Annotated in this window: 16 protein-coding genes; 7 read left to right on the forward strand and 9 right to left on the reverse strand. The window is 67.2% G+C overall.

Going from position 1 to position 15,025, the window contains the following annotated elements; translation table 11 throughout:
• Window positions 1-1,479: an Asp-tRNA(Asn)/Glu-tRNA(Gln) amidotransferase subunit GatA gene (gatA, locus tag ACW18C_RS07055; protein ID WP_492073688.1), complete on the forward strand. Its 1,479-nt coding sequence runs from the start codon at window positions 1-3 to the stop codon at window positions 1,477-1,479.
• Window positions 1,480-1,520: 41 nt separating this feature from the next.
• Here gatA and ACW18C_RS07060 read toward each other — a convergent pair whose 3' ends face one another.
• Window positions 1,521-1,904, reverse strand: a complete 384-nt coding sequence (locus tag ACW18C_RS07060; protein WP_492073690.1) for an endonuclease domain-containing protein — start codon at window positions 1,902-1,904, stop codon at window positions 1,521-1,523.
• A gap of 144 nt (window positions 1,905-2,048) precedes the next feature.
• Window positions 2,049-2,393, reverse strand: a complete 345-nt coding sequence (locus ACW18C_RS07065; RefSeq protein WP_492073692.1) for a hypothetical protein — start codon at window positions 2,391-2,393, stop codon at window positions 2,049-2,051.
• 105 nt (window positions 2,394-2,498) lie between these two features.
• Here ACW18C_RS07065 and ACW18C_RS07070 point away from each other — a divergent pair, with 105 nt between their 5' ends.
• The gene (locus ACW18C_RS07070) at window positions 2,499-3,044 is read left to right on the forward strand and encodes a hypothetical protein (RefSeq protein WP_492073695.1); all 546 of its coding nucleotides are present in this window, start codon (window positions 2,499-2,501) and stop codon (window positions 3,042-3,044) included.
• Complete coding sequence (gene gatB, locus ACW18C_RS07075) at window positions 3,037-4,539, forward strand: Asp-tRNA(Asn)/Glu-tRNA(Gln) amidotransferase subunit GatB (RefSeq protein ID WP_492073697.1); 1,503 nt, start codon at window positions 3,037-3,039, stop codon at window positions 4,537-4,539. Before ACW18C_RS07070 ends, gatB begins: the two co-directional genes overlap by 8 nt.
• Before the next feature lie 128 nt (window positions 4,540-4,667).
• Here the strand turns inward: gatB and ACW18C_RS07080 are convergent, their stop codons facing one another.
• The gene (locus tag ACW18C_RS07080) at window positions 4,668-5,639 is read right to left on the reverse strand and encodes an RcnB family protein (RefSeq protein ID WP_492073698.1); all 972 of its coding nucleotides are present in this window, start codon (window positions 5,637-5,639) and stop codon (window positions 4,668-4,670) included.
• Window positions 5,640-5,794: 155 nt separating this feature from the next.
• Window positions 5,795-6,361: an RcnB family protein gene (locus tag ACW18C_RS07085; protein WP_492073700.1), complete on the reverse strand. Its 567-nt coding sequence runs from the start codon at window positions 6,359-6,361 to the stop codon at window positions 5,795-5,797.
• Between the two features lie 176 nt (window positions 6,362-6,537).
• On the opposite strand from ACW18C_RS07085, the gene ACW18C_RS07090 reads away from it, so the two are divergent.
• Together ACW18C_RS07090 and ACW18C_RS07095 are read left to right on the forward strand one after the other, a co-directional pair.
• Entirely contained in the window at window positions 6,538-7,263 is a 726-nt protein-coding gene (locus ACW18C_RS07090; protein WP_492073702.1) for a glutathione S-transferase N-terminal domain-containing protein, read from the forward strand.
• Between the two features lie 172 nt (window positions 7,264-7,435).
• Entirely contained in the window at window positions 7,436-7,747 is a 312-nt protein-coding gene (locus ACW18C_RS07095) for a hypothetical protein (protein ID WP_008262819.1), read from the forward strand.
• Between the two features lie 4 nt (window positions 7,748-7,751).
• On the opposite strand, the gene ACW18C_RS07100 is transcribed toward ACW18C_RS07095, so the two are convergent.
• Window positions 7,752-8,510, reverse strand: coding sequence for a polysaccharide biosynthesis/export family protein (locus tag ACW18C_RS07100; protein ID WP_154726219.1), 759 nt, complete (start codon window positions 8,508-8,510; stop codon window positions 7,752-7,754).
• 124 nt (window positions 8,511-8,634) lie between these two features.
• On the opposite strand from ACW18C_RS07100, the gene ACW18C_RS07105 reads away from it, so the two are divergent.
• Together ACW18C_RS07105 and ACW18C_RS07110 are read left to right on the forward strand one after the other, a co-directional pair.
• On the forward strand, window positions 8,635-10,074 hold the full coding sequence (locus tag ACW18C_RS07105) for a GumC family protein (protein ID WP_492073705.1): 1,440 nt from the start codon (window positions 8,635-8,637) through the stop codon (window positions 10,072-10,074).
• A gap of 46 nt (window positions 10,075-10,120) precedes the next feature.
• Window positions 10,121-10,822 (forward strand): P-loop NTPase family protein, encoded by a 702-nt coding sequence (locus tag ACW18C_RS07110; RefSeq protein WP_492073707.1) that lies wholly within the window; start codon window positions 10,121-10,123, stop codon window positions 10,820-10,822.
• Between the two features lie 42 nt (window positions 10,823-10,864).
• Here ACW18C_RS07110 and ACW18C_RS07115 read toward each other — a convergent pair whose 3' ends face one another.
• The 4 genes from ACW18C_RS07115 to ACW18C_RS07130 form a co-directional block, all read right to left on the reverse strand.
• Window positions 10,865-11,542: a hypothetical protein gene (locus tag ACW18C_RS07115; protein ID WP_492073709.1), complete on the reverse strand. Its 678-nt coding sequence runs from the start codon at window positions 11,540-11,542 to the stop codon at window positions 10,865-10,867.
• A 157-nt stretch (window positions 11,543-11,699) separates the two neighbouring features.
• Window positions 11,700-12,632 carry a glycosyltransferase gene (locus ACW18C_RS07120; RefSeq protein WP_492073711.1) on the reverse strand — a complete coding sequence of 311 codons (933 nt, stop codon included), beginning with the start codon at window positions 12,630-12,632 and terminating at the stop codon, window positions 11,700-11,702.
• Window positions 12,632-13,573 (reverse strand): glycosyltransferase family 2 protein, encoded by a 942-nt coding sequence (locus ACW18C_RS07125; protein WP_492073713.1) that lies wholly within the window; start codon window positions 13,571-13,573, stop codon window positions 12,632-12,634. The genes ACW18C_RS07120 and ACW18C_RS07125 overlap by 1 nt, the downstream gene beginning before the upstream one ends.
• A complete protein-coding gene (locus tag ACW18C_RS07130) occupies window positions 13,570-15,015 on the reverse strand; it encodes a lipopolysaccharide biosynthesis protein (RefSeq protein ID WP_492073983.1) in 1,446 nt (481 codons plus the stop codon). Before ACW18C_RS07130 ends, ACW18C_RS07125 begins: the two co-directional genes overlap by 4 nt.
• Between the last annotated feature and the right edge of the window lie 10 nt (window positions 15,016-15,025).

The following is a 15,025-nucleotide window of genomic DNA, read 5'->3' on the forward strand; positions in this document are numbered from 1 at the left end:
ATGAGCGATCTGACCAAACTGACCCTGAAGGGCGCCGTCGACGGCCTGAAGGCCAAGGACTTTTCCTCGGCCGAGATCACCCGGGCCTTCCTGACCAAGATCGAGGCCGCCAACCCGACCCTGAACGCCTATGTCGAGGTGACGGCGGACAAGGCCATGGACATGGCCCGCACCTCCGACGCCCGCATCGCCTCGGGCGAGGGCGGGGCGCTGGAAGGCGCGCCGCTGGGCATCAAGGACCTGTTCTGCACCGAGGGGGTCCAGACCACGGCTGGCTCCAACATGCTGCGCGGCTTCGTCCCGCCGTATGAATCGACCGTCACCGCCAATCTGTGGCGCGACGGGGCGGTCATGCTGGGCAAGCTGAACATGGACGAGTTCGCCATGGGCTCGTCCAACGAGACCTCGGCCTTCGGTCCGGTCAAGAACCCGTGGAAGTCCACCGGCTCGAACGCCGATCTGACGCCGGGCGGGTCTTCGGGCGGTTCGGCCTCGGCCGTCGCCGCCGACCTGTGCCTGGCCGCGACCGCCTCCGACACCGGCGGCTCGATCCGCCAGCCCGCCGCCTTCACCGGCACGGTCGGGATCAAGCCCACCTATGGCCGCGCCAGCCGGTTCGGCATGGTGGCCTTCGCCTCATCGCTGGACCAGGCCGGCCCGATCACCAAGACGGTCGAGGATGCGGCCCTGCTGCTGCAATCCATGTGCTCGTTCGACGTCAAGGATTCGACCAGCCTTGACGTCCCGACCCCCGACTGGACCGCTTCGGTCGGCAAGTCGGTCAAGGGGCTGCGCATCGGCGTACCGCGCGAATATGTCGTGGACGGCATGCCCGCCGAGATCCAGGCCCTGTGGGACCAGGGCGTGGCCTGGCTGAAGGATGCGGGCTGTGAGATCGTCGAGATTAGCCTGCCGCACACGAAGTACGCCCTGCCGACCTATTATATCGTGGCGCCGGCCGAGGCCTCGTCCAACCTGGCCCGTTACGACGGGATGCGGTTCGGGCACCGGGCGGATCAGTTCAGCTCGCTGGACGACCTCTACGCCACCTCGCGCGCCGAGGGCTTCGGCAAGGAGGTCCAGCGTCGCCTGACCATCGGCGCCTATGTGCTGTCGGCCGGCTTCTACGACGCCTATTACGTCCGCGCCCTGAAGGTCCGTCGCCGCATCGCCGAGGACTTCGACAATGTCTGGGGCCAGGTCGACGCCATCCTGACCCCCTCGACGCCATCGGCCGCCTTCGCCATCGGCGACAAGCAGATCGACCCGCTGACCATGTATCTGAACGACGTCTTCACGGTCACGACCAACCTGGCCGGCCTGCCGGGCATCTCGGTCCCCGCCGGCGTCGATTCCGGCGGCCTCCCGCTGGGTCTCCAGGTCATCGGCAAGGCCCTGGATGAGGCGACGGTCTTCCAGGTCGGGGCCGCGCTGGAACGCGCCGCAGGCTTCACGGCCAAGCCGGGGCAGTGGTGGTGAACTGATCTTCCCCTCTCCCGGAGGGAGAGGGAGGGGCCCGCTCAACGCAGTTGAGTGGGAGGGTGAGGGACCGACCTCACCCGTCTCGCATGATCGCGGACCGCATCGGTGATCTGATGCGGCTCCCCCAGGGCCTGAGCATTGGTGAACCTGATGACGACCCACCCCAGCGCTTCGATGTCCAGTTGGCGATAATGGTCGTTCAGCACCACCTCGTCGCGCTCATGGACCCCGCCATCCAGTTCGATGACCAGCCTCAGCGCCTCGCAGGCGAAGTCCGCATAGTAGCGATCAATCGGATGCTGCCGACGGAACTTGAACCCGTCGCACCGCCCGCCGCGCAAGAGGGACCAGGTGCGTCGTTCCGCCAGACCGGAAGCCTGCCTGAGCGTCCGCGCCCGATTTGTTCGCTCTTGTCTCGTCATGGTTGCGGCCCAATCTCCTGAAAGGAGAAGGTGGCCGAAACGCTTGGGTGAGGGAAGATCATGCTATTGACGGCCGACGTCTGTCCCTCACCCTCCCACGCCTGCGGCGCGGGCCCCTCCCTCTCCCTCCGGGAGAGGTGAAAATCAGGCCGCCGGCAGCGCCTTCAGATCGGCGTCGATCGCCGCGATCTTCTCGTCGGTGATGTGGCCCTGGGAGTAGGGCGCGACCTGGCGCAGGCTCATGGCCTTGAACTGGCCATAGGCGGGATGCTTGTCCATGCCGGGCAGGTGTTTCTCCACCACGGCCTTGGTCGCGGGATCGGCCAGGAGGGCCTCGATCGGGCTTTCGATGGTCGGATGCTGGGCATGATGTTCGTCATGCGCGTGGTCAGAGGCGTGTTCGGGGGCCGGAGCCGGCGCGGTCTGGGCCGAGGCGGCGCCGACCAGAAGCAGGGACGCCGCAGCAGCGGCGAACAGGGTCTTGGACATGGGATTCTCCATTGAGGCGACCGATGTTGAGCGCGATTTCGCGACACCCTCAAGACAGTTGTCCCCGACCTTTACCTTATCGGCCTGTCCAACGATGATGAACGCATGGCTAAGCTGACCCGACCGTTCCGCCGTTTTGTCGTGATCATCTATTGGGTCGTGTTGCCCCTGTGCCTTGCGGCATTGGCGGTGTCTTTCGTGACAGTCAGTGAGGACGGACAGTATCAACCAGAATGGCGACTCGCTCTTGGAGCCGCCCTTATGGCTCTGCTTGTTGGCTGGCGCCTGAAGCTGAATAGCCGCGCTTTGGGCGCCGGGACCCGTTTCCCGTCGGCAGGACGAGTGATGACCGTTTTTGCCCCTCTGGGGGCGCTCGCGGCGCTCGGCTGGCTTCTTATTCTATTGGGCGTGGCGTGGGTGGGCCTCGGTATTTGGGTTCTATCTGACTTGAATAACGCCGATGCCCTGTTCCCGGTCGAGCCCGACACGTGGAGCGCCAAAGTGACGGCAGGAATGCTGATGATCTTTGGTCTTGTTGCAGTTTGCCTTGGCGCTGTACCCAACTGGTTTTTCTGGCGACTGTTTCGCCGGAGAGTGCCGGAATCGACTTCCCCGGAGGCCGTAGCCGACTTAGAAGTCCTGCATGACTGAGACCGCTACGAACTCGAAAACGATCAAGGGCCGCACCGGCGATTGGGAAATCGTCATGGGGCTGGAGATCCACGCCCAGGTGGCCTCCAAGGCCAAACTCTTCTCCGGCGCCGCCGTCGGCTTCGGCGCGGGGCCGAACGAACAGGTGTCCCTGGTGGACGCCGGCTTCCCCGGCATGCTGCCGACCCTGAACAAGCACTGCGTCGAACAGGCCGTTCGGACCGGCCTGGGCCTGCGCGCGCAGATCAACAAGCGCAGCCAGTTCGACCGCAAGAACTACTTCTACCCGGACCTGCCGACCGGCTATCAGATCAGCCAGCTCTATTATCCGATCGTCGGCGAAGGCGTGGTCGAGGTGGAGGCCGAGGACGGCAGCTTCTTCAACGTCGGCATCGAGCGGCTGCACCTGGAACAGGATGCGGGCAAGCTGATCCACGACCTGTCGCCGACCGAGAGCTATGTCGATCTGAACCGGGCCGGCACGGCCCTGATGGAGATCGTCTCGCGCCCCGACCTGCGCACGCCGGAAGAGGCGGTCGCCTATGTGAAGAAGATCCGGACCATCCTGATCTACCTGGGCACCTGCGACGGCGACATGGAGAAGGGCAATCTGCGCGCCGACGTGAACGTGTCCGTCTGCCGCGCCGGCAACTACGAGAAGTTCAAGGCCAGCGGCGATTTCAGCTTCCTCGGCACGCGCTGCGAGATCAAGAACGTCAACTCGTTCCGCTTCATCTCCCAGGCCATCCAGTACGAGGCGCGCCGCCAGATCGAGATCCTCGAGGACGGCGGTTCGATCACTCAGGAGACGCGCCTGTATGATCCGACGGCGGGCGAAACGCGCTCGATGCGGTCCAAGGAAGAGGCCCAGGACTATCGCTACTTCCCCGATCCGGACCTTCTGCCGCTGGACCTGGAAGAGGCCTGGATCGCCGAGATCAAGGCGTCCCTGCCTGAGCTGCCGGACGAGAAGCGCAAGCGGCTGATGAGCGAGTACGGCCTGTCCCAGTACGACGCCATCGTCCTGATCTCGGAACAGGCCAAGGCGGACTATTTCGAGGCCGCCGCGAAGGGGCGCGACGCCAAGCTGGTGTCCAACTGGGTCACCAACGAGGTCTCGGCGCGTCTGGCCGCCGACGGCAAGGACTTCAGCGAGAACCCGCTGCCGGCCGCCCATGTGGCCCAGCTGGTCGAGTTGATCGAGACGAACGTCATCTCGTCCAAGATCGCCAAGCAAGTTTTTGACCTAGTCTGGAACGGCGAGGGCTCGCCGGCCGAGGTGGTCGAGAAACACGGCCTGAAGCAGGTCACCGACACCGGCGCCATCGAGAAGGCTATCGACGACATCATCGCCGCCAATCCGGACAAGGCGGCCGCCGTCGCCGAGAAGCCCCAGGCCCTGGGCTGGTTCGTCGGTCAGGTCATGAAGGCGACGGGCGGCAAGGCCAATCCGGCCGCGGTCAACGACATCCTGAAGGCCAAGCTGGGTCTTTGATTTTTGGGGGCTGCGGCCCCCAAACCCCCGGCTGGTCGCTAACGCTCGCGGCGCGGCCGCTCTCTGCTTGAGCGACCCATTCTAGTCAGAAGGCCCGGAGAGCGATCTCCGGGCCTTCTTCGTCGAGACTACCAACGCCAGGCGTCGCGGATCACGTCGATGATGTAGCCGTCACGCTCGTCGATCAGATAGATCGTATTGTCGACCAGAACCCAGCGCGCGCCCTCAGGCGGATAGCCGAGACCATAGGTGCGCCAGTCGTCCAGTCGATAACGCCAGAAGGTGTCCGGCAGATAGTCGCCGGCCGACCAGTCGCGGCCCCAATAGGAGCGGGGCACGCTGTAGTAGCCCCAGCCCGGTGCGAAATAGAACCCCATGCGGACGCCGCTGTAGCCATGGAAGCGACGGTCGTTCCGCCACCAGTCGGACCGGTGGTTGCGATAGAAGTCGCGCCGCCACTGATCACTGCTGAAGCGACGGCGGAATTCGTCGTGCCGGTCGCGGTTCTGGTTCCAGCCCGAGCCGGGCCGGTTGGGCTGGCCGGGCCGCGTGTGACCATTGTCGGGCCGATCCGGCCGGTTCCAGCCGCCGTCCGGGCGATGGGGCCGCCCGCCACTGTCGCCCGGCCGATCCGGTCGGCCGCCGCTTGACGGGCGGTCAGGGCGAGATCCGCCGGTCTGGGGGCGGTCGGGGCGAGTCCAGCCGCCCTCGGGACGGTCGGGACGAGGCGGCCGACCGGGGTTGGCGCCTTCCGGGCGGCCGGGCCTGACGTCGGGACGATCCGGCCGTGCGCCGCCGTAATTCGGACGATCGGGCCTGTCGTCCCCTGTCTGCGGGCGGTCCGGACGCGCCGGCCGTGTCTCACCGAAACCGGGTCGCTCCGGACGGGGCCGCTCGGGACGCACAGGGGCTTCCGGCCGGGACTGCAAAGGACGGTTCGGCGCGGGACGCTCTCCCCGCGTGATCTGCGGCCTTTGGGGGCGGTCGGCGTCGCGTTGTTCGCGGCCAATCTGACGGTCCTGGGCCAGGGCCTGTATCGGTGCGGCCAGCGGGGCGCCCAGGGCGGCGACGGCGGTGAAAGCCATCAGGAGGCGTTTCATGGTCTTTTCATTCCTGCACGCTGGTTTTCCAGCGGCTTAAGGTGATGATCGCGCTTGGTCGATGAACCCCGGCTGAATGCCGTTCGGGGGACGCCCCAGACAAAAGCCCCGCGAGATTTCCTCGCGGGGCTTGTCGGCTCAACGGCTTGGCGTCCTCAATAGACGTTGGACAGGACGCTGGCGATGAGGCCCGTGGCGACCGCGACCATCAGAATGTCGCTGCCGGCGTGGACGTAGCGATAGCCGCGAGGCGGTTCGCGCAGACCATAGAAATACGGGTCGCGGACATAATAGGTCCGGTACTGCGACGGCAGATAGCCGCCCGTCCGCCAGCGATAGCCGTAATAACGGGGCTCGACCCGGTAATAGCCGTAGCTGGGCGCGTACCAGTATCCCGAGCGCGGGCCGTTGTAGCCCCGGAAGTCCGACCGGCCGCGCCACCAGTTGCGATTGTTGCGGTCCCAGCGGTCATCGCGGCGTTCGTGGCGGAAGTCGCGACGGTCGTCCCAACGGTCATGACGATAATCCTGCCGATTGTCGTAGCGGCCCTGACGCCAGTCACGACGGTCGTCGCGGCGTTCCGAGCGGTAGTCTCGCCGGTCGTCGCGGCGGTCCTGGCGATATTCCCGACGATCGTCGCGGCTCTGCGCCTCGGCCAGCAGGGGAACGGCCGTGGTGGACAGGGCGATAGCGACAACAGCGGCCTTGGTGAGGCGGTTCATCTGCGTGCTCCATTCTGGGCCGCCGACGGAAACGACGAACTGGCCCGTTAATGAGGTGAAGGTCGGGTTTCGCGCCTGAACGCGTCCTGAATGACCGTGTCAGGATCGAAATGCGGATTGTGGCTGCGTGTCGCGGCCCCCATGATGCGAGGCACGCCACAGGAAAGACCGCCGCAATGACCGCTCCGATCCTGCTCTGGTACTGGCCCACGCCGAATGGATGGAAGGTGTCCATCGCGCTGGAGGAGATGGGGCTGGCCTATGAGGTCAAGCCGGTGAACATCGGAACGGGTGAACAGTTCGAGCCTGGGTTCCAGGCCATCAGTCCGAACGGCCGCATGCCCGCCATCGTCGATCCGGAGGGGCCGGGCGGCCAACCGATCTCGATCTTCGAATCCGGCGCAATCCTGCAGTATCTCGGTGACAAATCCGACCGCTTCTATCCGACCGAGGCGCGAGCGCGCGTCGAGGTGAACCAGTGGCTGTTCTGGCAGGTCGGAGGCCTGGGGCCGATGGCGGGTCAGACCCACCATTTCCGCCAGTATGCGCCCGCGATGATCCGCGACCAGCGCCAGATCGCCTATGGGGTGCAGCGCTATACGAACGAGACGCACCGTCTGTATGGCGTCATGGATCGACGCCTGAAGGACCGCGACTATCTGGCGGGCGACTATTCCATCGCCGACATGGCCGCCTGGCCGTGGATATTGCCGACGCTGCAGGGGCAGACTCTGGCGGACTTTCCGCATCTGGCGGCCTGGATGGATCGGGTCGGGTCGAGGCCCGCGGTCAAGGCCGGGCGTGCTCTGCTGGAAGATCGGCGTGGAAACGCCGGCGCGGCGGGCAAGGACGCCGAGGCGGCGCGCAGGGTCCTGTTCGGTCAGCGGGCCGCCAAGACGTAAACAAGACCCTTCCAAATCGTATCGGAACGCTGAACGCTTTTGGCAGTATTCATTCCTGCTTTACTTAAAAGTTTGGCGGCGCTTTGCGCTGTTAACTTTAACTTCAAACCGGCGGTATTTGATGCGGTATCAGAGGCGGGCCCAGAACGGCGCCCGTTCAGGAGATACGGTAATGAACGCGCAAGAAATGGCGCACGACCTGCAGGCCGACGTGGAAGTCGTGTCCTTGCCGCTGCCGACCGTCGACATGTCGGGCGACGACCTGTTCAAGCTGGGCATGATGTATTCGGCCGGTTCGGGCGGTTGTCCGATGGACCGGGTCTCGGCCCACATGATCTTCAACCTGGCCGCCATGAAGGGTTCGATCGAGGCGCGCGTCTATCGCCGCGAGATGAGCCAGGAGATGGAGCGCGAAGAGATCGCCGAGGCCCAGAAGGCCGCCCGTCGCTATATCGACGCCGGCGTGGTGCGGCTGGCCGCCTGAGACTTCAGAAGGTGGCGTAGCCGTTGCCGTTCGATCCATTGATCGAATAGCTGAAGCCGATGGGCAGGGCGGCGCGCACCTGGGTGAAGAAGGCGGCGAGTTCGCCCAGGGTCGATCGCGGCACGAAAATGATGTCGCCCCGACGCAGGGCCACGACCTCGCCGCGACGCGGGCGCAGGTCGACCACCCGCATCATGCGCGATCCGCCGGGACCACGACGGATCAGGGCCGCGCGCTCGGGCTTGCCCGACGGCAGGAAGCCGCCCGCCTGGACCACGGCCTGATAGGCGTCCAGATCGCCGGTCATCTCGATCACGCCCGGGGTCCGCACCTCGCCGTCGATCCAGACGCGGATCGGCCCTGCCTGGCGCAACGTCACCTCCACGACCGGCCGCACCAGTTGCGAGGCGTAGGCCGAAGACACCTCCCGCTCCAACTCCGGCAAGGTCCGGTCCGCCGCCATGACCTGGCCGACCAGGGGCAGGGCGACCCGACCGTCGGGTCCGACCTTCAGGGTGCGGGTCAATTCAGATGCTGTGGGCAGGGCCACCTCGATCTCGTCCCCCGGATAGAGCAGATAGTCCGGCTCTTCGTCCGTCCAGTCGGCGAAAGGGATGTTGGGGAAGTCGCCGCGTCCCGCCGCTTCGACCCGCTGCACGTCGCCCCTCGGGCGCGGCATCCGGGCGGCGTTGCCGCCGCAGGCCGCCAGGGCGGCGCAGCCCGATCCGAGGGCCAGCAGGAATAGTCGGCGATCTGGCGTCATGGAATCGATCTGGTCCGACGAAAGGAGCGTTGGGTCGCAGACTCGCCGCTTATGGGTAACCGATGGTTAACGCCGGTGGGCGAAAGGTGGATTCGCAAGAGACTTTCCAGGATTCGGCCCGCCTATGCGCTCGACGGCATATGTCACGACCCGACCGCGCTACGGCGTGCTGGACGTCGTCGGCCTGCTGTTCCGCGAACTGCTGCTGATGATCATCGTCTTCCTGGTGATCTTCGCCCTGGGCGCCGCCGCCGCCTTCACCCTGAAGAAGAACTACACGGCCCAGGGCGCGGTCTTCGCCGGCGTGGGACAGGAATATGTCTATCAGCCCCGCGTCGGCACGGCCGAGCGGGGCCAGGCTCCGCAGGGCGACGAGGTCGCCAATTCCGAGGCCGCGATCCTGAGTTCGGGGCAGGTGCGCCAGCGCGTGGTCGAGGCGCTGGGGCCGGCGGCGATCCTGGGCAAGACGCCGACGGGGTCACGGGACCGGGCAGAGGCGGCGGCGCGCAAGCTGATCGGCGCGAGTCTGAGCGTCGGCACCGCGCCGGGCAGCGCGATCATCCGTCTGAGCTACGAGGCCGACGACCCGGAGCGTGCGGCGCGCGTGCTGAACACCGTGATCGAGCAATATCTGGCCTATCGCCGCGAGGTCTTCCAGGACAAGACCCCCGCCATCGCCACCCAGAGACTGGCGTTCGAAGGCGATTTGAGCGCGGCGGATCAGGCCTATGAGCAGTTCCTGACCAGCAACGACATCGGCGACTTCACCGCCGCCAAGACCACGCTGGCGGCCGTCTATCAGACGGTCTTCACCGACCGGTTATCGACCCAGAGCCAGCTGAACCAGACCAGCCAGAGGCTGAACACCCTGGTGGCGCAGCAGGCGGCGACCCCGGCGGAGGTGGCGCTTCAGCAGGACCTGAACATCTCGGCCCAGGATCAGGTGCTGCAACTGCGGACCGAGCGCGAGCAACTGCTGTCGCGCTATCAGCCGGACGCCCAGCCTGTGAGGGACATCGAGGCGCGGATCGCCCAGCTGCAGGCCTATGTGGGCACAGGTACGGCGGTGGGGGCCAAGGAGGTCCGCACCGGGCCGAACCCTGTCTGGACCGAGTTGGAGACCAACCGGATCAACACCCAGGCCGACCGCGACGCCCTTGCGGCGAGGCTCTCGGCGCTGGATCGTCAGTTAACGGACATTCGGTCGCGGCAGGCGCGGCTGACGGCGCTGGAGTCCGAAAACGCGACCCTGGCCGGCAATCGCGAAGTCCTGACCGCCAATATTCGCGAGTTCCAGCAGCGCGAGAGCCAGAGCCGGGCGGACAACGCCCTGGTCGCCGCCGGCGCCGACAATGTCACCGTGATCGAACGCGCCCAGCCCCCCTCGACCGGCAAGAGCCTGAAGGCGCCGGCCCTGGCGGCGGTCTTCCTGTTCGCCGCCTTCACCGCCCTGTGCATCGGCCTGCTGCGGATCTTCTCGCGGCGCGGCTTTGCAACGCCGGACTCGGTGCGGCGGACGCTGGATATGCCGGTCCTGGCCGTGGCTCCGGCGAAGGCGCACTAGCCTCATGCCCGTGTTAGGCTGAGCCGATGGAGCGCGTGGCGATTCGATGGTCGATCTGACGTCCGAAATGGCGGGCCTGTGGGCGGCGCTGGGTCCGGCGCCGGCGCACCGCGCCCGCGTGATCCAGTTCGCCGCCGCCACGACCGGAGAAGGCGTCTCGACCGTGGCGCGGGAGTTCGCGCGACTGGCCGCCGTCCGTGCGCGAAAGCCGGTCTGGCTGGTGGACGGGGACCTGGCCCAGCAGGGGCAGCTCGAAGCCATCGCCGCCGAACCGGACCGGTTCGGCCAACTGGGCAAGCCGGCCCAGGCCTCGCCCGACGGCTCCAGCTTCTTCGCCGTCACGCCGGCGCCGACGGGACGGGACGGCAAGCCGATCCCGCCCGCGCGCCTGCTGACTGCGCGACCCTGCCTGGGCGGCCGGTTGTGGATCACGCGCTTCCACATGGAGGCCCTGCGCTCTGGCCACCGGGTCGAGGCGATCGGCGAGGCCGGTTATTGGGACGCCCTGCGGCCGCATGCCGACACCATCGTCATCGACAGCCCGGCCGCCGACCGCAACGACATGGCGATCATCCTGGCGCCCTTCGTGGACATGACGGTTCTGGTGGTGGCGGCCGGCGGGGCGACCGCGAGCGGACCGGTGATCCTGCGCGACGAGATCGAGGCCGTCGGCGGCCGTATCGCCGGAGTGGTCATGAACCGCTCGACCTACAAGCCGCCCAGGTTCCTGAGCCGGCTGGCGGGCTGATGTCCCGGTGCCGACGTGAGACGCACCCAAGATCGTCGAGGCCTATCCGCGATTGAGATAGGCCTTGGCTTCGTCCGATAGATCGACGCGGACGGCAGGGGGGCGGCCAAACGTTTCGTTCACCGAGCGCGTCCAGGCGTTGACGGCGGCCTTGTCGGCCATGTTCATCTTGTGGAATGCGTCGCTTATCTCGATCAGCATGCTCAAAGCGGCGCTGGCCTTGCCTGTAGGATGGCCGTCCAGTCCCAATTCACCGCTCGCTTGTGCAGCTTCGATGCGGTCGGCCAGCTTGAGGCGCGCCTCCATGGTTGCTTGCCAATCTTCGGGCGATTGACCTTTGTAGGCGGCGAAGGCGATCTTATCGTCCTCGGACAGTGCTTTGTAAAAACCGAGCTGCAACTCGAATGTATCGGAGCTGCTGTGTGATTGAGATACGCGTGCAGACAGTTGCGAATGAAGCTGCATGCTTAGTTCGTTGCCGCGCTTTTGGAAGCTTGAAGCTGTAAAGCCTGCCGTGAAGTAATCTTGCGTGGCCTTGTTGCTCGACGGAATATCATAACGTCGCTGCTGGATGTCATCCATAATCGCAGCCTTTCGTCTCGAACTAACTGCGCCGGAGTCGTCGTTTAGTTCGTCGATGATCGCCTTGAGGCTCGGATCCACCGTGCCCTTGCCGGCCGATGCCTGGGGCCCAACCGTCACGCTAGAGATCAAAGTCATCGCTGTTTCCACCGTGGAAGGTTCACGAACAAGCAGGTTGGTCAGACTAAAACCCTAAGTTGATCCACTTTTGTTAAGACGACATGACCGAAGGCAATTGCGTGTCGCACCGAAAGAAAGCCGCCCACCGGTCGGCTTGCAGACGACGACTCGGTCGTCAGGCCCCCGTCCGCCGCACCATCGCCGCGCCGTAGAGTTTCGGTTCGAAGCAGCTGGTCCAGAAGACCTTTCCCAGGCCGCGCGACATCCGGTCCAGGGTTTCGGCGCGGGCGGGGCGGCGGAGCAGGGCGAGGGTCAGGGAGGCGAGACCCCAGACGGCGGCCTGGGCGGCGCCGATCAGCATCCAACGGGCGACGCCGGGCCAGTCGCCGCGGGCGGCGGCCATCTGGCTGGGGCTCTGGCCATAGGCGAAGGCGCGCATCAGGGCGTAGCTCAGGGTGGCGCGGTCGGGGGGCGCGAACTCGTCCACCCAGGCGTCGGCGGCCCAGCCGAACCGGCCGCCGCGCGCTTGCAGGGCGGTGAACAGGCGGTCGTCTTCGCCGCCGGTCTGGTCCATGGCGGAGTCGAAGGGGGCGGGGCCGGGCAGGGCCGTGGCGCGGACCATCAGACTGTTGCCGCAGCCGTGGATCTGGTCGGTCAGGCCGGTCTGGGTCGGGCCGTCGCGGCCGAAGAAGCGTTCCAGATAGGCGGTGGTCCATCCCGTGCCCTCGGGCACGCGGCCTCGGATCGGGCCGAACAGGACATCGGCGCCGGTCTGGGCCTGGGCCTGCAACAGGGCGGCCAGCCAGCCGGGGGAGGCGGCCTCGTCGTCGTCCAGAAAGGCGATCAGGGGGGCGTCGGTGGCGGCCAGGCCGACATTGCGGGCGGTGGCGACGCCGGGGACGGGGGCGTGGGCGTAGGTCAGGGGAACCGGCGCCTCGGCCCGCAGCCGCTCGACCACGGCCGAGGCCGAACCGTCGGGGTCATTGTCGGCGACGACCACGGCGGCGATCCGGTCCAGCGACCCGACCTGGGCGAAGACCGAACGCAGGGCCCGCTCCAGCATGGCGGGGCGACGCAGGGTGGGAATGACGACGGCGACATCCCGCATCAGATCGCGTCCGCATAGACGGCGGCGCGATACAGACGCAGGGCGAAGGCGCGGGTGCGGGTCGGCAACAGGGGCGACAGGGCGGCGCCCCGGGCCAGGCGACGGATCAGGGGCAGGGACGGCAGGCGTTTCAGGGCGCGGGCGGCCTTGTAGCTGGGGTAGGTCTGGACGATCTCGGGGTGCAGGGCGACCACGCGGGCGAAGTTGGCGGCGCCCTGGTCGAACTTGCGCGCCAGGTCCGGCACCGTGTCCAGGCCCATGTGGGTGGCCGGATTGTCGATGTGGACCACCGGGAACCGGCGGGCGACCCGCATGGCCCATTCGACATCCTCCCACCCCCAGCCGGTGAAGCCGGGGTCGAAGGATTCGACGGCGAAGACGTCGCGCCGGACCAGCAGGTTCGAGGTGTAGACGTATTTCTCGGGCGTCCTGGCGCGCTGGGCGGCGCGGACGCATTCGCTGGCGCCGGACAGGGCGCGGTGGACGGCGAAGCGGCGGTCGCGTGGCGCCTGTTTCAGCGAGAAACCGCCGAAGGCCACGGCCGGATCGTCGCGCGCGATCAGATCGACCCAGGTCTGGAGGAAGCGCGGGCTGTCCGGCTTCATGTCGCTGTCGAGGAACAGCCAGGCGCCGGCGCGGGCGGCGATGGTCAGCCGGTTGCGCCCCCGCGCCCGGCCTTCATTGGCGGACAGGGTGACGAGGCGGGCGGGCAGGGCCAGGACGTCCAGCGCCGCCTTTAGTCGGGCGGTCAGGGCGGCGTCGCCCGTGCCGTCGTCCAGCAGAATCAGCTCGACCCGGCCGGCCAGGGTGGGGCCTTCCGCATCCAGCCGGCGCAGCAGGGGCTCGGGGTCGTCGCGCAGGAAGGGGATCAGGACCGACAGTTCGGGCCGGGCGGCGGCCCAGCCGGGGTTGTCGTGGATATCGGCGCGGGAGCCGCTCATGCCGTCGCCCCTCGTTGGGCCTGGATCAGGCGGTTCAGTACGTCGCGCACCCCGGCGGCGTTGAGCGTCAGCGCCAGGGCCGCATAGACCAGTCCGCCCACGCTCGCGTCCAGCATCAGTTCGACAAAACCGCCCAGCGGCGGTAGCCGCCAGACCACCAGGGCCATGCCGGTCGAGGCCACGCCGCACCGGATCAGGGCTTCCCACGGAATGGGCAGGGCGATGGCGCGGCGGCTGATCAGCAGACAGGCGACCAGGCCTATGGCGAAGCTGAGGGCCGTGGCGACGGCGGCGCCCAGCACGCCCAACCGGGGGATCAGGATCAGGTTCAGCAGGATGTTGGCCAGGGCCGGAATGGCCATGGTTACCAGCAGCAGGCCGGTCTTCTTGCCCAAGGTGAAGCCGAAGCCGAAATAATAGGCGATCAGGCCCGACATGAAGGCCGAGGCCGCGATCCAGGGCGTGACCAGGGCGGCGGCGACGCGCAGGTCAGGGCCGATCATCAATTCGGCCAGGGGGCGGGCCACAAGGGCCAGGCCGACGGCGGCGGGCAGGCCGATCAGGATCAGGGTCGAACCCTGTTCCAGGGCCGTGTGACGCAGCGCCTCTCGGCCGCCGCGCTCCAGCGCCATGACCATGGCCGGGGCCCCGGCCGCGCCCAGCCAGATGAACATCACGTCCAGGGTGCGGTTCGCCAGGCTGTAGCTGGCGTGATAGGCGCCCACCGCCGCCGCATCCATGAAGCCGGCCAGCAGGAAACGGTCGGTCGAGGCCAGGACCAGGGCCAGGGTCAGCGACGCCGCGATCGGATAGCCGTAGGCGGCGTAGGCCTTCAGCCGCGCGCGATCCACGGTTCCGCCGGCCGACTGGCGCAGTTCGCCCGGCAGGATGAAGGGCAGGGCGAACAGCGGAGCGATCATCAGGCCCAGCATGGGCGAGGCCGCGCCGGCCCCGGCCAGGGCGAAACCGGCCCCGACCAGGAAGCCCAGGACGGCGACAAACATATCGACCGAGGCGGCCTTGGACACCTCGCCGGCGGCGCGGTAACGCTCCTGCGCCAGCTTGGCCAGGTTGCGGATCGGCGCCCCGGCCAGGCCGAAGCCGACCGCCAGCTTGAAGGCGGGGGTCAGGGGCAGAAGCCAGACCACGAGAGCCGCGACGGGCACGAAGACGGCGATGACGGCGAAGGAGGTGCGGTACAGGCTGGCGAAATGGGCCGCGAGGCCCTCCGGCGTGCGCTCGGCCGCCCAGAAGCGGGCCATGGACGCCTCCAGCCAGCTGAAGCTGACCGTATGCGCCAGGCTGGTGACGGAGAATGCCAGGGCGTAGTGGCCGAAATCCTCGGGGCTGAGCAGGCGGGTGAAGACGACGATGGTCAGGAAGCCGACCACGCCCTGAACGATCTGGGCCGGCAGATAGCCCCAGACGCCGCGCCAGAACATGCGCTTCTCG

The sequence above is a fragment of the Brevundimonas sp. FV1ye7S genome (assembly GCF_058680995.1).